General features: G+C 43.5%; 18 protein-coding genes. 8 read left to right on the top strand and 10 right to left on the bottom strand.

What is annotated here, in order from left to right; translation table 11 throughout:
- The 4 genes from AACR09_RS10900 to fabV all read left to right on the top strand — a co-directional run.
- On the top strand, positions 1-991 hold a 991-nt coding region (locus AACR09_RS10900), incomplete at its 5' end, for a type I secretion C-terminal target domain-containing protein (RefSeq protein WP_228010499.1).
- Positions 992-1,450: 459 nt separating this feature from the next.
- Positions 1,451-2,080, top strand: a complete 630-nt coding sequence (locus tag AACR09_RS10895; RefSeq protein ID WP_029222147.1) for a TetR/AcrR family transcriptional regulator — start codon at positions 1,451-1,453, stop codon at positions 2,078-2,080.
- Between the two features lie 55 nt (positions 2,081-2,135).
- On the top strand, positions 2,136-4,418 hold the full coding sequence (locus tag AACR09_RS10890) for an acyl-CoA dehydrogenase (protein WP_004734682.1): 2,283 nt from the start codon (positions 2,136-2,138) through the stop codon (positions 4,416-4,418).
- A gap of 209 nt (positions 4,419-4,627) precedes the next feature.
- Positions 4,628-5,830, top strand: a complete 1,203-nt coding sequence (fabV, locus tag AACR09_RS10885) for an enoyl-ACP reductase FabV (protein ID WP_029224510.1) — start codon at positions 4,628-4,630, stop codon at positions 5,828-5,830.
- A gap of 423 nt (positions 5,831-6,253) precedes the next feature.
- Here fabV and AACR09_RS10880 read toward each other — a convergent pair whose 3' ends face one another.
- Together AACR09_RS10880 and AACR09_RS10875 are read right to left on the bottom strand one after the other, a co-directional pair.
- Positions 6,254-7,936 carry an aspartate:alanine antiporter gene (locus AACR09_RS10880; RefSeq protein WP_017077841.1) on the bottom strand — a complete coding sequence of 561 codons (1,683 nt, stop codon included), beginning with the start codon at positions 7,934-7,936 and terminating at the stop codon, positions 6,254-6,256.
- Between the two features lie 250 nt (positions 7,937-8,186).
- A complete protein-coding gene (locus AACR09_RS10875) occupies positions 8,187-8,450 on the bottom strand; it encodes a GrxA family glutaredoxin (RefSeq protein WP_009847069.1) in 264 nt (87 codons plus the stop codon).
- Between the two features lie 528 nt (positions 8,451-8,978).
- Here AACR09_RS10875 and AACR09_RS10870 point away from each other — a divergent pair.
- Positions 8,979-10,280 carry an iron-containing alcohol dehydrogenase gene (locus tag AACR09_RS10870; protein WP_193834952.1) on the top strand — a complete coding sequence of 434 codons (1,302 nt, stop codon included), beginning with the start codon at positions 8,979-8,981 and terminating at the stop codon, positions 10,278-10,280.
- A 108-nt stretch (positions 10,281-10,388) separates the two neighbouring features.
- Here the strand turns inward: AACR09_RS10870 and AACR09_RS10865 are convergent, their stop codons facing one another.
- The 5 genes from AACR09_RS10865 to AACR09_RS10845 all read right to left on the bottom strand — a co-directional run bounded on the left by AACR09_RS10865 (position 10,389) and on the right by AACR09_RS10845 (position 15,948).
- Positions 10,389-11,243, bottom strand: a complete 855-nt coding sequence (locus AACR09_RS10865; protein WP_004734686.1) for a MurR/RpiR family transcriptional regulator — start codon at positions 11,241-11,243, stop codon at positions 10,389-10,391.
- Between the two features lie 359 nt (positions 11,244-11,602).
- Positions 11,603-13,246, bottom strand: coding sequence for a pyridoxal-dependent aspartate 1-decarboxylase PanP (panP, locus tag AACR09_RS10860; RefSeq protein ID WP_017086484.1), 1,644 nt, complete (start codon positions 13,244-13,246; stop codon positions 11,603-11,605).
- Positions 13,247-13,365: 119 nt separating this feature from the next.
- On the bottom strand, positions 13,366-13,893 hold the full coding sequence (locus tag AACR09_RS10855; protein WP_004734688.1) for a hypothetical protein: 528 nt from the start codon (positions 13,891-13,893) through the stop codon (positions 13,366-13,368).
- Between the two features lie 174 nt (positions 13,894-14,067).
- Positions 14,068-14,973, bottom strand: a complete 906-nt coding sequence (locus AACR09_RS10850) for a lysine exporter LysO family protein (RefSeq protein WP_193834951.1) — start codon at positions 14,971-14,973, stop codon at positions 14,068-14,070.
- A 54-nt stretch (positions 14,974-15,027) separates the two neighbouring features.
- Positions 15,028-15,948 carry an HDOD domain-containing protein gene (locus AACR09_RS10845; protein WP_004734690.1) on the bottom strand — a complete coding sequence of 307 codons (921 nt, stop codon included), beginning with the start codon at positions 15,946-15,948 and terminating at the stop codon, positions 15,028-15,030.
- Between the two features lie 357 nt (positions 15,949-16,305).
- Here AACR09_RS10845 and AACR09_RS10840 point away from each other — a divergent pair, with 357 nt between their 5' ends.
- The gene (locus AACR09_RS10840; RefSeq protein WP_004734691.1) at positions 16,306-16,887 is read left to right on the top strand and encodes a TfoX/Sxy family DNA transformation protein; all 582 of its coding nucleotides are present in this window, start codon (positions 16,306-16,308) and stop codon (positions 16,885-16,887) included.
- Between the two features lie 161 nt (positions 16,888-17,048).
- Here AACR09_RS10840 and AACR09_RS10835 read toward each other — a convergent pair whose 3' ends face one another.
- From AACR09_RS10835 to AACR09_RS10825, 3 genes are all read right to left on the bottom strand, one after another.
- Positions 17,049-17,591, bottom strand: coding sequence for a hypothetical protein (locus AACR09_RS10835; RefSeq protein WP_004734692.1), 543 nt, complete (start codon positions 17,589-17,591; stop codon positions 17,049-17,051).
- Positions 17,592-17,840: 249 nt separating this feature from the next.
- Positions 17,841-18,338 (bottom strand): response regulator, encoded by a 498-nt coding sequence (locus AACR09_RS10830; RefSeq protein ID WP_017077846.1) that lies wholly within the window; start codon positions 18,336-18,338, stop codon positions 17,841-17,843.
- The gene (locus AACR09_RS10825; RefSeq protein WP_193834950.1) at positions 18,331-20,274 is read right to left on the bottom strand and encodes an ATP-binding protein; all 1,944 of its coding nucleotides are present in this window, start codon (positions 20,272-20,274) and stop codon (positions 18,331-18,333) included. The genes AACR09_RS10830 and AACR09_RS10825 overlap by 8 nt, the downstream gene beginning before the upstream one ends.
- Positions 20,275-20,457: 183 nt before the next feature.
- Here AACR09_RS10825 and AACR09_RS10820 point away from each other — a divergent pair, with 183 nt between their 5' ends.
- Together AACR09_RS10820 and serC are read left to right on the top strand one after the other, a co-directional pair.
- Positions 20,458-21,720, top strand: a complete 1,263-nt coding sequence (locus AACR09_RS10820; protein ID WP_017091692.1) for a DUF945 family protein — start codon at positions 20,458-20,460, stop codon at positions 21,718-21,720.
- A 162-nt stretch (positions 21,721-21,882) separates the two neighbouring features.
- The gene (serC, locus tag AACR09_RS10815) at positions 21,883-22,977 is read left to right on the top strand and encodes a 3-phosphoserine/phosphohydroxythreonine transaminase (protein WP_102498227.1); all 1,095 of its coding nucleotides are present in this window, start codon (positions 21,883-21,885) and stop codon (positions 22,975-22,977) included.
- Positions 22,978-23,035: the final 58 nt, after the last annotated feature.

Raw genomic sequence — 23,035 nt, 5'->3', positions numbered from 1 at the left:
TCTCGTTGATGGTTTCTATAATTGGGGTGTCGCGGTATCACCAACCGAAAGGCTAATTACCTTAGCTAACGGCAATACCATTACATTAACTATCGAAGATAATAATGATAAGCCACTTAAGCAGTATCAAGGTGAGCAGCCTCATGTTGGTTATGGGATTGGTGATACTGATGGTAGAGGTATGAACAAACAGGAGACGTTGATACTTGATTTTACGGATAATCCATTAGATGTTGTTGATTTTGGTTTAGATGGCTTGGGCGGGTCGTTTAACACTAATAGTAATGTTTATGTTGAAGTACTTTATACTTTCGCTGACGGTACAACCCACACAGAGCAGTATCAAAAAGACGAAGGTGATACTGGTCATGAGCAGATTCTTTACGACTTCAGTTACTCATCACCAAGTAATCCAATTGTTGGAATGGAGCTGTCATCGACTGGGGGCAGTTGGGAGTTGCGTTATGTACAAGGTAATGAAGCTGTAACCGATGACCCTCAATTTGACTATGTCGCAGTAGATTCAAATGGCGCTGAAAGTACAGTCGAAACGGTGACGGTTGATATTGAAGAACCACAACAATATAACGTGATCAGTGCTGCGAGTAACGAGCCTTTATTTGCGGGCTCTGGGAATGATCTGCTTATTGGCGATAGCGATGACAATATTTTCACCTGGTTAGACTCTGCACTCGATAATGGTACAGACATCATTAAAGACTTTGAGCTTTATACCAATGGCTCTGGTGATTTGATCGACCTCAATGATCTGATTGAAGATCCACAAGACGAAACTCAAATGGCCGAGCTTCTTGATATGATCGAAGTATCGGTCGATGGCGAAGACATCGCTTTGTCTATTCCAATCAATGGTGGAGACGACGTCCAAACAATCGTGGTAGAAGGGATCACTACGGAAATGGGCGTTTCAGTTGACCTTGGTAATGATCTCGCAATATTGGGAGAGCTTATTAAAAACGATGCAGCCTAATGGGCATCGTGGAATGCTCCATAGCTTGACGTAATGAAAGCCCTCGGTTTCGGGGGCTTTTTGCGCTCAGGGGTAGCCGAAGAAAAGTTGCCTGAAATTAAAAGCTGCTTGAATCATAGGCAAAAAAAAGCCCAAACCAATGCGGTTTGGGCGGATACAAGTATAGGAGTTAATAAGGAAAATGCAGTAATTAAGAAAGCAGGGAGAGAAACAAGTTTGACGGCCTGTTAAACTTCTAAATACTCTGTTTTCTACTTAATTTATGACCCTCCATTTCTAATTCAGTTCCCAGAAAATTCAATAATTTTTCCTTTTTTATTAAACGTACATCGATTCAATCGGTTAGAGCAGATTCTTGCTAACTGGTACGACCAATTGGTGAAAATGTGATGTTGCTTGCTTGTTAAATAAATGTTCTAAGCGTATATTTCAAACAGTTGTTTAATACGAGTGATTGAAATGGCACCAAGAAGTACAACCAAAGACAAAATCTTAGATGTGGCTGAAGGCTTATTTGCTGAGCACGGTTTCAATGACACCTCTTTACGCACTATTACGGGTAAAGCCAATGTCAATCTTGCTTCAGTGAACTACCACTTTGGCGATAAGAAGACTCTGGTTCGTGCGGTACTCAATCGATACTTAGAAGCATTTATGCCTGCATTGCAAGACGCTTTAGTGAACTTAAACTTGAACGAAACGTATTCTATGAGTGATGTGTTTGAGTCTTTAAGACAGCCGCTAAGAGCACTGAATGATGTAAGGCCAAACGGTACCAGCCGATTTATGTTACTCATCGGTCGAGGTTATACGGATGTGCAAGGTCACTTGCGTTGGTTCATTACAACTCGCTACAGCGAAGTACTGACTCTGTTTACGACGTCAGTAATGAAAGCGAATCCGAACCTCACTCAAGAGCAGTTATTTTGGCGTTTACACTTCACCCTTGGGACTTGTGTTTTCACCATGGCGTCTAGCCAAGCTCTAATAGAAATTGCAGAGAATGACTACGACACAAAGATAGATGCGAAGGCAGTGGTCGATATTCTCATTCCATTTTTGGCCGCTGGCATGTCAGCAAAAGAATAAAACAATAAAAAGCAAAATATTCACAAACAATATAGTGAACAAAAGGATCTGAACTATGAGCTCTCTAAGACAAAAATGGGTAAGTGACCCAGCTTTTAAACTCTTTAAAAAAGTACTACCACCACTATCTAGCACCGAGAAAGAAGCGATGGAAGCGGGTAGCGTGTGGTGGGACGGAGAGCTGTTTTCTGGTAAACCAGATTTCACTAAGCTTCACCAGTACCCAAAACCTCAGCTGACAGCAGAAGAGCAATCGTTCATGGATAATGAACTTGAAACTTTGCTCGCTATGCTTGATGACCACAAAATTGTGAAAGAAGACCGAGACCTTCCTGAGGAAGTTTGGAACTTTTTACGCAAAGAGCGTTTCTTCTCGCTAATTATCGCGAAAGGGTACGGCGGTCGTGAATTTTCAGCGCACGCAAACTCTACCATCGTAACTAAAATTGCGACGCGTAGTATTAGTACTGCGGTTTCGGTAATGGTTCCAAACTCTCTTGGCCCTGGTGAGCTACTGTCTCACTACGGTACTCAAGATCAAAAAGACTACTGGTTACCTCGTCTTGCTGACGGTACAGATATCCCTTGTTTCGCACTAACAGGCCCTGAAGCAGGTTCTGATGCGGGTGGTATCCCTGATGTCGGAACAGTTTGTATGGGAATGCATGAAGGCAAAGAGACGCTGGGTATCAAACTGAACTGGAACAAGCGTTACATTACGCTAGCACCAGTGGCGACGGTACTCGGTCTAGCTTTCAAATTGCACGATCCAGAAAAGCTACTGGGTGACAAAGAAGACATTGGCATCACGTGTGCGCTTATCCCGGCAGACCACGAAGGTGTTGTTATTGGTGAGCGTCATGATCCACTTGGTCTTGCGTTTATGAATGGTCCAACACGTGGTCACGATGTATTTATTCCTATGGAATGGCTAATCGGTGGTGCAGATTACGCAGGTAAAGGTTGGCGTATGCTGGTGGAATGTCTGTCTGCAGGTCGCGGTATCTCGTTACCGGCACTTGGCACGGCGATGGGCCACCTAACGGCGAAAACCACTGGTGCGTACGCTTACGTTCGTAAGCAATTCGGCATGTCGATCGGTAAATTTGAAGGTGTTGCTGAGAGTTTAGGCCGTATTGGCGGCTTAACGTATCTACTAGAAGCGACTCGTACACTGACAACTACTTCACTTGATATGAAAGAGAAGCCGGGTATCGTAACGGCTATTGCGAAGTATCACATGACAGAGATGGCACGTACTATTCTGAATGACTCAATGGATATCCATTCAGGTCGTGCAATTCAAGATGGCCCAATGAACTACTTGGCTGCGCCTTACCTAGGTATTCCAGTTGCTATCACAGTAGAAGGTGCGAACATCCTAACTCGTAACCTGATGATCTTCGGTCAAGGTGCGACACGTTGTCACCCATACGTATTGAGCGAAATGGAAGCGGCAGCGAACCCAGATGAGAAGCAAGGTGCAAAAGACTTTGATAGCTTGTTGTTCAAGCACATCTCACACGCAACTAAAAACACGTTCGGTGCTTTTGGTGCGGCACTAACTGGCTCTAAGTTCATTAAAGCCGACATGAGTGGTCCAACTAAGCCTTACTACCAAGATTTGACTCGTTTGAGCCGTGCGCTTGCAGTGAGTGCGGATTTCGCAATGCTGACGCTAGGTGGTGAACTGAAACGTAAAGAGCTTATCTCTGCACGTTTGGGTGATGGTCTAAGTTACCTATACATGGCGTCTGCTGCACTTAAGAAGTATGAAGACGAAGGTCGCCAACAAGCTGACCTAGACTACGTACACTACGCGGTTCAACACTGTTTCCATAATGCGGCTAAGTCGCTACAAGAAGCGTACAGAAACTTCCCGAACAAGATGGTGGGTAAAGTACTTAAAGGTCTAGTTTTCCCTGTAGGTAACCACTTCGAGAAACCGAGTGATAACCTAACAGTTCAACTAGCAGAAAGCTTGATGACTCCGGGAGCACACCGTGAACGTCTGACTCACCTTTGTTACATTGGCAAAGAGGAAGATGATAGTGTTGGCCTTATGGAGAATGCTTTCAATGCGATGTACAGCATCAAGCCTCTGGAGCGTAAGATCTTCAAAGCAGTGAAAGAGGGCAAAGTGGCTCGTAAAGGCTTGCTTGCGGATAAACTGGCTCAAGCACTTGCTGCTGATGTTCTGACACAAGAAGAAGTCGACCAAATTGTTGCTGCTGATAAACTACGCTACACAGCGATTCAAGTTGACCACTTCAGTCATGACTTTAGTGAAACTTTGACGCGAAAAGAGTTAAAACCTAAGCTAAATAGCGTTGCTTAGATAAAGAAATGATAAAAGGCACCTAATAAGGTGCCTTTTTTGTTTTTGTCGTAGAAGTCGCAATAGATGCGTTAACAAATGGTGACTTAGTCAGCAAATATCCGCTGAGTGCTCCAACCACTTGCATTTTCACCACATTTTTACAGAAATTAGATGCCATTTGCGTACGAAACTTTTATCCTTACCCTGATTTTTTAAGGAAGTTGAATATGATCATCAAACCTCGAATTCGCGGATTCATCTGTACTACAACACATCCAGTCGGTTGTGAAGCTAATGTAAAAGAACAAATTGCTTACACAAAAGCTCAAGGCCCAATCGCAAACGCACCTAAACGTGTACTCGTTGTTGGCTCTTCAAGTGGCTACGGCTTGTCTTCACGTATTGCGGCTGCATTTGGTGGCGGTGCTTCAACTATCGGTGTTTTCTTCGAGAAAGCCGGTACTGAGAAAAAGCCGGGCACAGCTGGCTTTTACAACTCAGCAGCGTTCGACAAGTTAGCTAAAGAAGAAGGCCTGTATTCAAAAAGCCTTAACGGCGATGCTTTCTCTAACGAAGCAAAACAGAAAACAATTGACCTGATCAAAGAAGACCTAGGTCAGATCGATATGGTTGTGTACTCACTGGCGTCTCCAGTGCGTAAAATGCCAGAGACTGGCGAAGTAATTCGTTCAGCTCTTAAGCCTATCGGCGAAACGTACACATCTACAGCGGTAGATACGAACAAAGATGCGATCATCGAAGCAAGCGTTGAGCCTGCTACTGAAGAAGAGATCAAAGACACTGTTACTGTAATGGGCGGTGAAGATTGGGAACTTTGGATCAACGCACTTTCTGAAGCGGGTGTTCTAGCTGACGGTTGTAAGACTGTTGCTTACAGCTACATCGGTACTGAGCTAACGTGGCCAATCTACTGGGATGGCGCGCTAGGTAAAGCTAAGATGGATCTAGATCGTGCAGCATCAGCGCTAAACGAAAAATTAGGCCAAACTGGCGGTACTGCAAACGTTGCTGTTCTTAAGTCTGTTGTGACTCAAGCAAGCTCTGCGATTCCTGTTATGCCTCTTTACATCGCGATGGTGTTCAAGAAGATGCGTGAAGAAGGTATTCACGAAGGTTGTATGGAACAGATCTTCCGCATGTTCAGCCAACGTTTGTACAAAGAAGATGGCAGCGCAGCAGAAGTTGACGAAGTGAACCGTCTACGTCTAGACGACCTAGAACTTCGTGACGACATTCAAGAGCATTGTCGTAACCTATGGCCTCAAATCACAACTGAAAACCTGAAAGAACTGACTGACTACGTAGAGTACAAAGAAGAGTTCTTGAAGCTGTTCGGTTTCGGTGTTGAAGGCGTTGATTACGAAGCTGACGTTGATACTGCTGTTGAATTTGATGTGGCTGACATCTAATTCAAACAATCGAATCAAAACGAAATAGGCGCTCACTGAGCGCCTATTTTTTTGTCTGTCGTTTGAGGAAAGAGATTAAAAGCAGATATGGAAAAATAAAAGCAGATGCGGGATACGAGTAGCGAGATGCGAAAAGATTTAAGAGCGGATGTGGGATACGAGTGGCGAGATGCGAAGAGAAGTTAAGAGCAGATACGGGATACGAGTCACGAGATGCGAAAAGATTTAAGAGCGGATGCGGGATTCAAGTTGCGGGATGCGAAGAGATTTAAAGAGCGGATACGAATAGCAGGATGCAAAAGCTCTAAGAGCAGACTTGGGATGCGTTAAAAGCTGAGAAGAAGTAATAAAAAATGCACTAATCCAAAGATGAATTAGTGCATTCGAAATATCTAAGCTTGGCTGCTTTTAAAGTAGCAGACGCTAGCTAATTATGATGATGAAAGTACCTGCTAAGGTCATCAATATATTGGCAATCGCGTACGTACCCGCGTAACCCAGTGCAGGGATAGTTGAGCGAGCGTGGTCATTTACGATGTCCATCGCCGGAGCACAGGTTCGCGCGCCAATGATGGCACCAAATAGTAGAGCTCGGTTCATCTTCAATACGTAAGCACCCACCAAGTAAGCGAAGAATACTGGTAGCACACTCACTACTAGAGCAATACCGATGACCTGAGGGCCTACTTGGGTCAAGTGTTCAAACATTTTACCGCCGGCGCTCAAGCCGATACCGACCATGAAGAACATCAAACCTAGGTCTTTGACCATGTTCAATGCCCCCTGAGGCACATAACCGAAAGTAGGGTGGTTCGCTCTCAAGAAGCCAAGCATGATACCTGATAAAAGCAGGCCAACCGCATTACCTAATCCAAACGACACCTGACCGAATGTCATGGTGATCAAACCAAACAAAATGCCCAGAATGAAGAAGCTACAGAAGGCCATCAAATCCGCCATTTGGCTGTGGATTGAGATGAAACCAATTTTCTCAGCTAGACCGTGAACACGACTCTTTTCACCACTGACCTGCAGGACATCGCCTTTAGAAAGCACGATATTTAAGTCCATCGGCATTTCAATTTGAGCACGTACTACGCGGTTAAGGAAACAGCCGTATTCAGATAGGTTCAAGTCGGATAGGCGCTTACCTGCGATGCTGTCACTTTTAACGACAATCTCCTCTTCCACGATACGAAGATCGAGAAGGTTACGGTCGAAAACCTCTTTACCATTACGGAAGCTTGGGTCGAGACGCGCGTGGCTATCAGGGAAACCTACCAATGCGATTTCATCACCTTCTTGCAGGATCGCATCACCATCTGGATGGGCAAGAATACCGTTACGACGAATACGTTCGATGTAACAGCCCGTTTGGCGATAAATACCCAGTTCACGAAGGTTCTTACCGTCTGTCCAAGATATAAGCTCTTGTCCTACGCGGTAAGCTCGTATGATTGGAAGGTAAACCTTACGTTGCCCTGAAGCACCTAAGCCACGCTCTTGGGCGATTTGCTCAGCTGAATCATGTAGGTTAACTTTCTGAAGCTTTGGAATAAGGCGAGCAAACATAATCATGCTGATTAAGCCAACTAAGTAAGCCATCGCATAACCAACTGAAAGGTTTTCGATGATCAGGCCTATATCCATGTTTCTTGGTAATTCTGCAAGCCCAGAATTCAGTGCATCTTGAGCACCTACTAATATCGGCGTTGCTGTTAAGGCCCCCGCCATCATGCCTGCGGATAAACCAAAGCCTAACCCAAGGTAGTGGCTACTGAAATACGTTAAAGCAATTGCGGTAGAGAGAACCACAAGGCTCAGAATGAGATAATGCTTACCGTCTCTGAAGAAGATACCGAAGAAGTTTGGTCCAGCTTCAATACCAACACAGTAGATGAAAAGCATGAAGCCAATCGTGAGCGCATCAGCGTTAAATGAAAAACCAAGATGTCCCATGATAAGGGAAGTAATCAGAACACCGATTGAATTGCCGAGTTGGAGGCTACCGAAACGAATTTTACCAATGGCTAATCCAATCGATAAAACAACAAAGATGAGGAGGATGGGGTTTTGTTCTAACAGAAAAACAACGTCGATATTCACAGTGGTCGCTCAATAATTGGCGTGAAACACAGGGTAAGTTTGAGAGGTGAATTGTATCTAAATATAAATAAAATATAAGCGATATTTTGCTATTTTACTTGATTTTGACTTTATTATTATTCCGTACGAAAACTGGTCATAAAAAAAGCCCGCTACAGTGAGCGGGCTTGATATAAATCCTACAGTCTAACGCTTAAATTAGTCAGCTGTTTAAGGCCGTAGCCTCGATTCTCGTATGAGAAATCCTAGCTTAGTCGAAAAGACCTAGGTTTTCTTTTGCGTATGCTTCAAATTCTGTGCAGCCGCCGATGTGGTCTTGGTCGATGAAGATTTGTGGCACTGTGTCTACAGGCTTACCAACAGTCTTCTCTAGGTCAGCTTTGCTGATGCCTTCAGCGTGGATGTCAACGTAACGGTAGTTGAAGTCATCGCGTTTAGCTTTAAGAGTTTCAGCATGCTCTTTTGCACGAACACAGAATGGGCAAGCAGGGCGACCAAAAATAACTACAAACATTTAATTTCTCCTAAATACGGGATGAGGCTCGTTAACTCAATTATGTTAACTATTCTTTAATGAATGCCACTCAAAATTTCTTAAAACCAACTATGCCTCAATGCCATGGGGAAATAAAGATGGAATTGCCTCTTAATACGATAGGTTTTGCCTATCAGCGCAAATATTAATCATAAAAACGCGGAGTCGCGTTCACTGGCCTCTACCATTGTTAAGTACCCTTAATATTAGAGTGTGAATTACCCCTAAGATTGCGACTTTAATCCATCTTTAGTGTGACAAGTTGCACCTCGTCAAAAAAATCAAACACAGAACGAGGCATCTTATTATTGGGTATGGAACCATATTCGGTAAGCTGCCAGATGTAACCCCATTTTAGTGTGCTTGTATTTAAGATGCAGGCATTGTGTTGTAAGTACAAAGGTTACATTTCGAAGGTTGTATTCCGAAGATTAAATGCCAAAAACCAAGAATTTCAAAAAAACCAAGAGTTCGTAGTTTTGTTTCGTCATAGGCGCAGGAGGCTCCATGTTTCAATTTATGACATCTACAAAGATCATCTTTGGTGATGGGGCACTTCCCGCTTCATTGTCTCTCTTTAATCAATACGGCTACAGCGTGTTATTGGTTACTGGTAATACATTAGAACGCACCTCACTGGTTACTGACTATCTAGATGCGCAGAGTATGCGTTACCAGCACATTGCCGTTTCGGGTGAACCCAATATCAAAATGGTTGAAGAGGCTGCCACGTCTGCTCGGCGATTTAAACCTGATATGGTGGTGGCAATGGGTGGCGGCAGTGCCATTGATATGGGAAAAGCGTTAGCTGCGGTTTTACCTAATCAAGGTAATTTATACGACTATGTTGAAGTGGTAGGGCGTAATGTTCCTCTTAAAACTAAACCACTGCCGTTTATCGCTATTCCAACCACAGCGAGTACCGGTGCTGAGGTCACTAAAAATGCGGTACTTAAATCAGGCCAAGACCAAGTCAAGATAAGCCTTAGAAGCCCAGACATGCTAGCTGACGTCGCGATTGTTGACCCAGCATTAACCCATGGCACTAATCCGTATTTATCTGGCCGCGGTGCGATGGACGCATTTACTCATTTAATGGAAGCCTATGTGTGTGGTGAACCGAATCCGTTAACCGATATGATCTGTGAAGAAGGATTGCGTAAGCTGAGTTGTTCTGTCATTCAGGCGTGTATCTATGATGAACCTCAAGCGCGTTCTGATCTTGCCTTCGCTTCTATGCTCGGAGGAATGGCGATAACCAATGCTAAGCTCGGCGCAGCGCACGGGCTAGCTTCTGCGTTAGGAGGTAAGATTTCTGCGCCGCACAGTGTGATTACAGCGCGCTTGGCACCATTTGTGATGTTAGAAAACATAGCAGTAGCGAAAGAGCAGCAAAGAAACGACATATTAGCGCGTTATCAGCGAATCGCTCAGATAGTGACGGGTAACGTAGAAGCAAAAGAAGAAGAGGCGATTGCTTGGTTATCTGAAGTGTTGGATACACTCAAGCTACCAAGCTTACTTGAATTTGGTGTCTGCGAAGCTCAGTTTGATGAGGTGTCTGCCGATGCGCTCAAATCAGTGGCGATTAAAGGAAACCCTTTACCATTGAATCAACAGAGGCTTGTACATATTCTGAAGCAGGTTTGCGAGGAGTGCAGTTGTGGAGAGAGGTATCATGAGACAGCCTCAATGAATCAGGCTAATCAACTTGCCCCAGAACAGGCTGCCGAGTCGAGTTTTACCATTATTAACTCTTATGCGTCTGAGAATAATGTTGTAGAGAAAGGCAATAGCTGGACGATCTAACGTTCTTCGAACAGTTCACTGCATAAACCATTGTAAACAGATAAATAAAAACGGAGCACTAGGCTCCGTTTTTTAATTCAACTTGTTCTCAGTTCATGCCTTAACAGATTAGAACTGAGAATACTTCTCGTAACGTGAATCACGAAGTGACTCTTTCACTCGCTTTAGGTTCTCTCTGAAACCAGAACCACGACGAAGTGTAAAGCCTGTTGCTAGCACATCGATAACCGTCATCTGAACAACGCGACTTGCCATTGGCATGTAAACGTCAGTGTCTTCCGGTACATCCAATGAGATAGACAGCGAGCTCGCTTTATCTAATGGAGAATCTTTCGCTGTGATAGCGATAACTGTTGCGCCGTTCTCGCGAGCTAAGTTCGCAATCTCAACTTGGCTTTTTGTGCGGCCAGTGTGAGAGATAAGAACAATAACGTCGTTGTCACTGCAGTTAATGCAGCTCATGCGTTGCATCACGATGTCTTCGAAACAAGTGATTGGGATATTGAAACGAATGAACTTGTTTTGAGCATCTTTGGCTACAGCAGAAGAGGCACCCAGTCCGAAGAATGAAATGCGTTTTGCTTGAGTCAGCAGGTCAACCGCACGGTTAACTTGCATCGCGTCTAGACTGTTTTTAGCAACGTCTAGACAAGCCATAGTTGATTCGAAAATCTTATGCGTGTAAGCATCTGGGCCATCATCTTCTTCAACATTACGGTTCACGTAAGGTGTACCGTTCGCCAAGCTTTGAGCTAGGTGAAGTTTGAAGTCAGGAAAGCCCTTTGTGTCTAAACGACGACAGAAGCGGTTAACTGTAGGCTCACTCACGTCAGCCATTTTAGCTAAGGTAGCAATGCTAGAATGAATTGCAGTTTGAGGGGAAGCCATGATTACTTCGGCTACCTTACGCTCAGACTTGCTGAAATTTTCCAGGTTTTTTTGTATTTTTTCTAATGTATTCATAGTGTTCACAAGGGTATAGAGAACAACTTGCTAGTTAATATCTTTTACCAGGGGGTATGGCTGAAGCAAATATCAGTAAGCACAAAGCCAAAGTTATATTCGGTATTGTAAATACTGCTGCATCAAATAGATATCAAGCTAACTAGCACCATAGAGTCAGTATAAACCCAACATACTATTTACTAATACAAAAACACGGCATGAATGCTTAAGAATATGACAAACCTCAACAAAATTTTAGAAAACTACAGAATTGGAAGAGAGTTTGAGCAAAAAGAATGCAAATTGAGTATGAACTGACAGCTTAGTTACATCAAAAAGAAAGAAATTTTCAATTTGATGCAACTAAAATTGAATGACTATGCGTTGATTTGCGTAACCAGTTTGTTGATTTTGCCCATCAAGTTTGGTGCTAGTTTAGAGATTTCACGCTGTTCTTCAAGCACTGAAGAAAGAATATCATTACCTGTCAGTGGATTTGCTAACACTACGCGGAAAACGATGATTGGTTGATGTGCCCATGCTTCGGGATTTAAGCGCGTTCGCGATACGAAAGACTTGCCTGTTTCACGCTGCTTCTTTTGAATAAACTTGGTCAGTTCATTCAGTAGCTCATTCAGTTCAACGCGTTTTATTGCGTCAGCTTTAAGCAGCGCCGCTTTAACTGGCTCAGGCACATAGCGGTAAGTCAGTAGGCACAGCTCAGGCTCTGAAACCAGTTCGAAATCGCTTTGATCTTTAATCAGGTCGGCAAAGTAGCGCGCTTTGTTGATGCTTTGGTCGATTAGCAGTTCATAGCCAGGTCGGCTGATGATGTGCATCGATGCATAAACAAGCATTGCCATACCGGAACGAGAGCCTTCTAACGTATGACTACCAAGATCTTTCGAACCCTTACGCAATATGTATTGAGCATGATGTTCGATCGCTGTCATCGCATCTGGTTTCTTAAACAGCACCATACCCGCACCCATAGGGATATAAAGCTGTTTATGTGCGTCAATCGTGACTGAATCTGCTAGCTCGATGCCATCAAGCAGGTGACGATGATTGTTCGACATCAGAGTCGCACCGCCCCAAGCTGCATCTACGTGGAAGTGACAATCTGTTTCGGCACATACCTCAGCAATGTCTCTTAGCGGGTCGATATTACCAGTTTCGGTTGTACCAGCCACACCAATGACGGCGAAAGGTTTGATCTTGTTCTGCTTAAGTTGCTCGATCTTGAGTCTTAGATCGTCAGTGCAAATGCGGTTGTCGTTATCCGTCTTAACAGACACTAGACCTTCTTGACCAATACCAAGGACATCTGCGGCTTTTTTCAGAGAGTAGTGACCACGTTCAGAAACTAAGATGGCTAGGCCTTCGTAGTCGTAGTGCTTCATGGCTTTAAATAAGCCTTCTTTTTCTACACCTTTGAACGAGCCTTGTGCCTTCAGCGCATTGTTGCGCGCAACCCAAAGCGCAGTAATGTTCGCGATGGTACCACCAGAACAAAACGCACCCAAAGAGTGGTTCGCACTGTGCATCCAGCGTGAATAAAACTGATCGTCATCTTGGTAGATCAAGCGATGTAGCATACCCAAAACTTGACGCTCTAGGGGCGTGAAAGCTTTGGAGGTCTCAATTTTTACTAGATTCTGATTCAACGCAATCATGATTTTAGAAAGCGGCATCAGAAAGTACGGCAGAGCAGACGTCATGTGGCCAATAAAACTTGGCGAAGACGTATGAACCGAGTGAGACACGAGAGAATCGAGGAGATGCTCAGTATGTTCAGAAACAAACTCAGGCTGCTCAGGGATATGAGCATTTGAAAAATCTTTCTCAATTTCACGCAGCGGCTTTTCTTCAGCCACAATGTGTTCACGTAAGAATTGATTCAGGTTTCGTGAAAGTTTGTCTTCAATTTGAGTGAGTGTTGAATCTGGGCCTTCAGGTACCGTGAAGATACGTAAAAGACTGTCGAAGCTAACATCTGCTGTTTTTTGTTCCGTAACCATAGCAAGCGATTTATTTTTTTTTATATTGACGCGAGCGGGACAATCTAAACGAAAACGGGAACAATGTCCCGTCTTAATTATGAAATCCAACTTCTCAAAAAAGCATATTAAATGAGGGGTTATTTACACTTAATCGCTTCAAGTTTAGTAATTGACTGGTTGTAGCGTTGCAGTGCCGTATCGATTTGCTTAGGGTGGCTAAGCAATTCTGCAAAGGCTGAACGTAACTCGTAGTTTTGAGCATGAGGCGTTGATTGGCGGTCGTCGAACGTTGTTTTCGCGATTTTACCTAGCTCATCATCACGTGTTGATAGCGTTTTAATGTCGTGTTGCTCTAGTTGTAGCCAACCTTCGACAGGTTGTTCTGTAGCCACTTTGCTAGAGTCATTCACAAGGTAGTAGTTTACTGCAGCACGATTAAGCTCAAAGTGGTGCTTACGACCTTCTAGGAACCACTCACTGACTTCTGTTAGCTCTGGGTATTGCTCAGAGGTTAATGCAGCAAGGTCGGCATACCAATTCAAAGAGGCGTCGATGTACGCATCATATTTTTTTGCTTGGCACTGGTTTGTTTCAGACATTGAATCTGCTGCAAAAGAGAAAGTAGAAGTTGAAGCTAGCAGTAATGCGACGCAAAGGCGTTTCATAGTGGTTCCTTTTGTAAGTTTATTCTTTTTATAACTTTGTCGTTACAGGTTACCGTGATCGTTATTTGTTGAGCAATGACACTTAGTGTCTTTTTATTTCGGTAACTGTATCGGTGTCTTGGGCATGGGTATTCGAGTTGCATTCTAATCTAAAACAAACGCTATTCCTGCGATCTAGTTAGCAAGAGATACAAAGAACAACATCAAAATCGGGACAAGCAAGCTTAGGATAAAGCCACTGACGATAGCGATAGGTACACATCGAACACCGCCTGTTGTTTGAATGACAGGTAGAGTGAAGTCCATCGCCGTAGCACCTGCATAGCCTATAGAGGTACACGGATAGCTGCGAATCAGCACTGGAATCAGTACTAAGGCAACTAACTCTCTTAACAGCTCAAGCATGAAAGAAGCGCCGCCATAAACAGGACCAAAGGCGTCACCCATCAAGATACCAGCCAGAGAATACCAACCAAATCCAGAAGACATAGCCAAGGCTTTGAACAGAGGGATATCCAGAATGTAAGCCGCGATAACGCCACCTAGCATTGAGGTGACGATAATCGTGATTGCGATGACCATGCCGTGTTTGTTCAGCAAGATTTGTCGAAGTGTTAAACCGCTATTACGCAGTTGAATGCCAATAAAGAAGAGAAGTACAAACAAAATCCACTCACTGGCGGTATCAACCCAATCAAGACTGATAGGCAATACTAAACCAGCGATAAGGCCTGAACCCACAACTAGGATCAGTTTGGCAGACACCATTGCCATCGAAGAGAGGGGAAGTTTCTTTTTGCTGCTGTCGGTTTTGAGTGGCAGTAACTTATCAATAGCGGGCAGTGCCATTAGGTTGCAAACACTTAAGCAGACAAAGAAAGTGACGGTGTAAAGAAGGATTGTCTGCAGATTACTGCCTAGGTTATCGAGGGCGGCTAAGCTTAGCCCCATTAACGCGAGAATCACGTAGATCAACCGCGATGTCGAGCGGTTGATAAATTCTAGCGTCTGATCGTTCGAAATAGAAAAAAGATACCCCACGACGAGTGGTGCAAATATAAAGATCATCCCTGTAAACATGCTTTCCCCATTGCATTTACTTCATATTACATTTACTTTTCACTTAACAGTGACTTAGAAGCCACTAGTATTGATCACGTCGCTTAGCTTTGCATTAAAATCATGTTTGCTCAAGTTGCTTAATTTATAAAGCACCTCTGCACCTGTCACGTTAAGTTCAACTTCGTGATCATCGATGTTCTCATCCTTGTTTCTGAACATCAGCAGGTGATTAGCGATTCGTGCAATATCCAAGTAAGACACTTCGCGTTCTTCGTGGCTATTAATGGTATTACTGCACACATCAATAAAGTCGCTGTCGAAGCCCCAACGATTAAGCACCAGTTTACTGGTTGCAGAACATTGGCCTTGGAATATTTGTAGGGCGATATCGTGGTCTAGGTAATTGCCATTTTCGAGATAGAGGTGGTATTCGCTAACTAAACAGAACAAACCAATGTCAGCCAGTAACCCAACAAGCAGTGACTTTTCATGTTCAAGGTAGCGGTATTCGATAGGGGATAGTTCTTTGAAGCCGTTGGTCACCAGTACCATAGTGGCGCCGAGTTCTTTGGAGACAGAAGCGCTCTGAACCAGTAACTCATTACACTCTTTACTCAGGTTGACTGAATGCTTGAGTTGTTCAATAGCCTGAGCCGTAACGATGTCACGCACTCTTAATATGCCAAGGCGCGACACAGCCGTCATCATATCGACACAAGTAATGTTGCGTCTGTTGAATACGACAGAGTTAGCCACTCGAATGACGACAGCAGTGAGGCCTGGGTCTTCAAGTAAGCATTCGGCAACTTCGGCAATCCCGGTTGATTCGAGGGTGCAAAGCTTTTGAATTTTCAGCACAACGTTAGGGATAGGAGGAAGTGTTATTTTTCCCGCTGAAATAGAATGGCCAACAAGTTGGGCAAACTCTGATTCTAGACCCTTTAAGAGAAGAGCCTTATTTTGTGGTAGCCAGAAAAACGATAAATGATTCATAAAAAAAGTAACAACATGTATGTTCTGCCATTTTACAAGCCGCGATGCTGTGAAGCAATACTCATCCGACGACATAACCTTGAATAATTTGAACGGGTGTATCACTGGGTGTCGAAATTTAAGCATGGTTTGATAGTTTACTGTGATATCAATCATGAAAAATCATAATACTCAATTGATTGATGTGAACTAAGCCCAGACTTATTTTTCTTTTCGAAGTATCATTTATTTAAAGGTGAAAAACGAAATCATAATATTCACCTAAAGAATAAAAAATAGATTAAAAATTTTTCGCATAAAAAGCTGCTTGTCTGGTAATGAACCTAATCGGGGTAATTTGATTAAGGATCAACGGATATGACCGAGACAGCATTTATTAATTACGTGAATCAATTTGGTGAGCATCAAAAACGTTCTATGTTTGGAGGTATTGGCCTCTTTCAAAATGACGCTATGTTCGCTTTATTGAGTGAAGGTTGTTTATTCATCAGAGGTGGAAAGTCATTAGATAAAAAACTGACGGATCTTGACTGTGAAAAGTATCGTCATGTAAAAAAACAGACAACAGCTACCGTAAATTATTACGATATTACTGACCTGTTTACATGCGAACATCCTGAATTGGATAGTATTATTCGTACTTCAATCGATAATTCAATTCAGCAACGTAGCTTTAAGAAATCATCCGCTAGCCGTAGATTGAGAGATCTACCAAACATGCAACTTACGTTAGAGCGCATGGTTAAAAAGGCGGGTGTGGACGATGTTTCAATGTTTATGCAGTTGGGCGCGCCTGAAGTGTTTAATAAGGTTCGCAAAGCGTACGGAAACGATGTTGACCTAAAACTACTTTGGAAATTTGCGGGTGCAATTGATGGTATTCACTGGAAACTATTACAAGAGCCACGCAAGCAGCAATTATTAAAGGGCTGCCACTAAAGAAGTTTGCCTTATATGCTTAAGATTATTACTAATAAATAAAAACCGAGGAATGTCCTCGGTTTTTTTGTTTCTGTCTTAGCCGGATTTCTTAAAAGACTAAGTATCAAAAGGCTAAGTGCTCATGGAGAGCTTATTTGTTAGGGCTTGAGCGTTAAGTATTAGTACTTGAAACGAGCCGTGAACATTAGCTGGTCACCGTAGAAGTCGTTAATACGAGCTTCAGCACCTAAAGAGAAAAGCTCTGTAGAATGGAAACGCGCGTAAACAGAACCCGTCCAATCATCGTTATCATCGATAGAAACGTAACCACCTTTACCACCAACTTCTAGTTGTGGACCAAGCCATTGGCGAACACCAACGTTGATTTCCATACCGATATCAGTAGAGCTTGAGTTTTCAGGCTGAACGATACGAGCTAGCATTTCACCTGTTAGGTCTGCCCAGTTGTTTAATGGAGCGTGGAAACCAAGACCTACAGCTGAGTCGTAATCGCCTTCAAATTCTGAATCGATACGTGCTATAGCGTGAGCATTCGGGTGAATTGACTTACTGAACGCGCCACCAAATGTTACTGGGCTAGCACCGATACGTGCTTCAAAGTAATCGTAGTTAAAGTTGCTCATTACTTGTGGTTGTTCATCAACAGCTAGTGCTTGGCTAGAAGCCAATAGCATAGCGGTAGTAAGTAGAATTTTGCGCATAACGACCGTAAACCTTTATTTAGTGTTAATTCCTTTGGCTTGAGAAAAATCAGGCAAACCATAAACATTGAGACAGTTTAATCTAACTCGTGGAAAAGTAATCCATAAAAATGCCAATCCTTTGCCATTTAGCTAAAAAATATACAATTTAGGCGCTGCTGTGCAACTGAGATCTCATGTTTATGGGACTACTCACCAAAATTTAAGGTCGATTCACCAAAACTTAAGGTCGATTCACAATGCATTAGGTTATTCGCCAAAGCTTGTTCGCTTGTTTGCCATTGACGTGAGGATGCGCTCGGTATCTAAAATGGAAGTCCAGTTTAGCAATTGCTTGTCGTTTGCAATGACATAGTCGGTCAGTTGTTGAGTAATCGTGTCTCTGAGCTGATCACCTTGCCAAGGCTTAGAAATATAGAAATCAAGCGCAGCGTTGTTAATGGCCGTAACCGTATCTTCCAGGCCTGCTTGCCCTGTGAGCAGTAGTTTGCGTGTCGGCTTAGTGTAATCGTTCTGATTGAGTTCTATGAGAAAGTCGATACCGGTTTTGTCAGGCATGATGTGGTCGCACAAGATTAAGGCGAGTTTAATGCCATCTTGTCCCATTTCTTTGATTACCTGCTTGGCTTCATCGACCGATTCGGCGCCTTCAACAATAAAGTTTTCTTCAAATATCGCCAAGTCTTGAAGGACACTGTTGAGGACTTCAGGCTCATCATCGACACATAAAATTAGGTACTTATTCATGAGGTGCTCCTTCTTGTTTGAATGGAAGCCACACTTGCATGTGTGTATGGCTGCCTACCTCAGACTCCACCAAAATAAACCCTTGATGAGCCGAAACGATTTGTTGAGAAATAGATAAACCAATTCCTAAACCAAAGTTGCCTTCTTTTTTGGTCGTGAAATTTGGGTTGAAAATGGTGCTGATGTCTTCTTTCGCAATGCCATGGCCGGTGTCGGAGATTTCCACTACAAGAAACGTGTCGTCACCTTGCGTCTGTTGAGAGGTAGTGATTGACACTTTTCCTCGTTCAGAAAGGGCATCGAGTGCGTTAGAGATCAGGTTTGTCCATACTTGTTGTAGCGAGAGCGACTGGCACAATAAGGGCGGTAATTCGGTGTCGTAATGTTTTTCGAGTTGGTGATGTTTGAGTCTGTTTTCAAAGATCACTAAGGTATCTTCAAGCCCTTCGTGAATGTCTGCGTAGTGGCGAACCTCTTCATCTTCTCGGGCATAGCTTTTTAGGCTTTTAACCATATCGGCAATACGCTTGCTGCATACTTGAATTGAGCGGATAGAGTTTCCAACATAGTGGTAATGCTCTAAGTCATTGAGCAGCTCTTTGCCTGCGACAGGTGAGTCTTTCAAGGTGTCTAGAACCGCCGAGTCTTGGCTTAGGTTTAGTCTCACGGCTTTTTTGGCTAGCGCACGATCATCGATAGTAGAGGTGAGGTGCTTTACGAGTTGTCTTTCTTGAGCCGTTGATAGTGGCTTGGCTAACTTTGAATGCGCCAGCACGTCAGTCCCTTTATTCGATTCTGGGAGTGACGAGTTTTCGAGTATCTGGTCGAGATGTCCAGACAAGGTTTCAATACTTCGTAAGATCGCGGCAATAGGGTTGTTCAACTCATGAGCAACGCCCGCGACAAGTTGCCCAAGCATCGCCATCTTCTCTTTCTCGATCAATTGTTGATGTGCAGACTCTAGTGACTCCAACGTTTGTTGCAGCTTGATTTTATTCGTGATACTTCTTTGCAAGCGGCGGTTAAAGTGACGGAGCAATAGATTGGTGAATAACGGCAGCAGGGTATTGTTTGAGTGCATCACTTGAGCAAAGCTATCTTTATCCAGCTTGATGACTCGTGTTTGCGTTAGGGTTATCGCGGTTGAGAATGAAGGTTCACCCGTCACAAACGACATCCCGCCGACAATATTGCCCTTAGAGTGTCGTACCACTTCCCGCTGTTGCCCCAACTCATCTTTTTTATAGAGCGCGGCTTCACCCTCAATGATCAGCCATAAAAAGCGATTGTCTTCACCTTCTACAGTGAGGAGATGTTCGGGTGAGTAGTCTCGAATGGCCTTGGTTTTGTCATCTTTTGAAAACACATCTTGTAATGCACTGACGACACGCTCTGCAAGGGCATTGTCAGAAAGCTGGTGGTAGTCGTGAATGAAACCCGATTGAAAAGAATGAATCTTTTGCTCGATGTGTGCTCTGAATAAGCGCTGTTGATCCAACGCATCACTGTAAGATAACAGGTTTTCTGAGTCGTATTGGATAACAAAAGAGGTCAGCTCTTTTTGCGCCGATTTGAATAGAACTTGATCTTGAACGGGTTTGGTTAGGCAGTGATTGAGCCGGCCTTCATTCACCGCGGTCAGAATGGATTGAATGTCTGACGAAGCGCTGACTAATATCGTTCTTGCGGTATTACTATGGGGCAGCTGTTCCAGTTCAATAAGAAATTGCACACCATTAAATCCAGAATGATGATGAGTGATCACTAAAGCAACGGTTTGGTGGTGATCATGGATATCTTCTAATGCGTGATGCGCGTCTTCTATGTTCTCGGCAGTATAAATATCGAATACAGAAGCTAACGGAGCCAGCTCCGAACGTATTCTTTCAATGCTAACCGGATTATTGTCCAAACAGATAACAGCGTATTGATTCACAGCTCAACCTTAATAGTAGCGACGTCTCTAGCCTAGCAAGAACCGCTCAATAAGGATGAGAGCTAGCCGTTAATTTATTGAGGCAATCGAAGTATCGAGCAATAGACTGATTTAACTCAATGTTTCTTGTTTGCTACTGATGGGTTAGACTAAAAAAAACAGACTAGTGTAGAAAGAGAACTCATGGAACAGTTAAGAAAAATTGGTGCAATTGGCGGAGCTATCTCATTGGCACTTTGTTGGCCATTAGCGGTTGGGCAAATTGGACAAAATGCGATTACTGATGGCGTTGCAAAGCTTAACAATTCAAGCATTCAAGCTGAGATCGTGGAATACGATAGAGGTTACCTTTCTTCTACTGTAACCACTCGCGTAACTGTGACGGATGAGAGCTTGAAAGAGCAGCTTGCGCTCGATGGCTTACCGAGTGAGTTTGTCATTAATAGTGCGGTTAGCCATGGCTTAGTGAGCCTAAACGCGCTGTCGACGTTTGAGAATACTGACATCCTGCCTCTTACTCTGACTACCAGCACTGAGCTAAACGGCAACACGGATTTCAACTTCGAGTTAAGCCAGTTCAATCACCAAGGCTCAGAAGAAAATGGTACCTCGGTATCTATCACGAAGTCGAATCTGTCTGGCCATGCCACTGTATTAGGGCAGGTTGATTACCAGCTTTCTATCCCATCGGTTCAAATTGATTTTGAAACGGGTGAAGAGGTCACACTCTCTAACCTAAAAGGCATTGGTTCAGGCCAGCAAGCGAAAGGTTACTGGTTAGGCACGCAGAATTTTACTATTGATAGCTTCTTGATTTCAGATTCTGCAATGCAGCCATTCATGACCATCGAAAACTCTAAGTACGATTTTGAATCGCATCTAGATGAAGCGACTAAGCGCTTGAGCAGCAGTCTTAAGTTGGATATCGCCAACATTGAGACCAACGAAGGCCAGTTGAACAATCTAAACGTCGATTTTGAAATGTCGAAACTGGACAGCCAGTCGTTTGAGAAAATCTTTGAAATTTACCAGGCGAATCCTGTTCTGACACAAGAAGATGTGGCTGAGATTATTCCGTTCATCGACGTACTGTTTGCTAAAGGCTTCGACCTTTCAATGAACAATATGTCGTTAGAATTAGGCAAAGGTCAGTTTGAATCTAAATGGTTGGTGAGCGTACCGGAAGGCACAGAAAACATCAGCAGTAACCCTTCAATGATTGTTCCTGCATTAACAGGCAATGTTCAATCTAGCTTCTCAAATGAGCTTGTTGAAGAATACCCTTTTATCCGTGAAGGTATCGACGAATTGATCGTTATGGAAATGATCAAGCAAACAGAAAGTGGTTATGAAATCACGGCTGACCTAGAGAATGGAAATCTAGTGTTTGAAAATGGACAAGAAATTCCATTAATTGCACTGCTTATGCCGGCTTTTGTTCAATAAAAAGAGTCGGGCTTAATACTGATAGGGCGATCTAACGGGTTAAGTTAAACATTTTGTACGGTACGAAACAAAAGAGGTCTTAAGACCTCTTTTGTTGTTTTTATGTTGAGTAAAACATGGTATTACTTGCATAGTTATTATTTAGCAGGAGCAATTATCCCCATGGAACTTACATTAGATAACGTATTCAACTTTAGTGCTGGCCCAGCGGCACTGCCTAAACCGGTAATGAAACAAGCGCAAGCAGACTTCATTGATTGGAATGGTTTAGGCACTTCCGTTATGGAAATCAGCCATCGCAGCAAAGAATTTATTCAAGTTGCCGATGAGTCTGAGCAAGACCTACGTGATCTTCTGAACATCCCAGACAACTATAAAGTTCTTTTCTGTCAGGGGGGCGCTCGTGCTCAATTCGCTGCTGTTCCTCTAAACCTTCTAGGTGACGCGACGAAAGCAACTTACATTGATGCGGGTTACTGGGCAGAAAGCGCAGTGACTGAAGCGAGCAAATATTGCGAAATCGATGTATTCAACGCGAAGACATCTATTGATGGCAAAGCGGCGGTTGTTCCGGCTAAAGATTGGAAAATCGACCCAGAAGCGGCGTACGTACATTTCTGTCCAAACGAAACCATCGATGGCATTGAAATCAGTGAGCTTCCTCAAACGGATAAGCCAATCGTCGCGGATATGTCATCTAACATTCTGTCTCGTAAGATCGATGTTTCTCAGTATGGTGTTATCTACGCGGGTGCTCAAAAGAATATCGGCCCAGCTGGTATCTGCATTGCTATCGTACGTGATGATCTACTAGAACTAGCAAACGAAGTATTGCCGAGTATTCTGAACTACAAAGTACTTGCTGAAAAAGACTCAATGTTCAACACACCACCAACCTACGCTTGGTACCTATCAGGCCTTGTATTCAAGTGGCTGAAAGCTCAAGGTGGCGTTGAAGCGATGGAGTTGGTGAACAAAGAAAAAGCGGCGTTGCTTTATAATGCGATTGATAGCTCTGCTTTCTACAAAAACGATGTTCACACCGCAAACCGTTCAAGAATGAACGTACCTTTCCAATTGGCGAAACCAGAACTAGACGCAAAGTTTTTAGAGTTAGCTGATGCTGCGGGTCTGAAATCGCTAAAAGGTCACAGAGCGGTAGGTGGAATGAGAGCTTCACTTTACAACGCGATGTCTTTGGAAGGCGTGCAAGTATTAGTCAGCTTCATGAAAAACTTCGAAGAGAAATACGCTTAATTCAATAGGCGAACTTCGATATTAGCCAATAAAGAGAGGAGCCTGGGGCTCCTCTTTT

Origin of the sequence: Vibrio sp. OPT20, assembly GCF_963889365.1 — a bacterium.
Lineage (GTDB): Bacteria > Pseudomonadota > Gammaproteobacteria > Enterobacterales > Vibrionaceae > Vibrio > Vibrio splendidus.
This window is presented reverse-complemented; position numbering and strand designations above follow the sequence as displayed.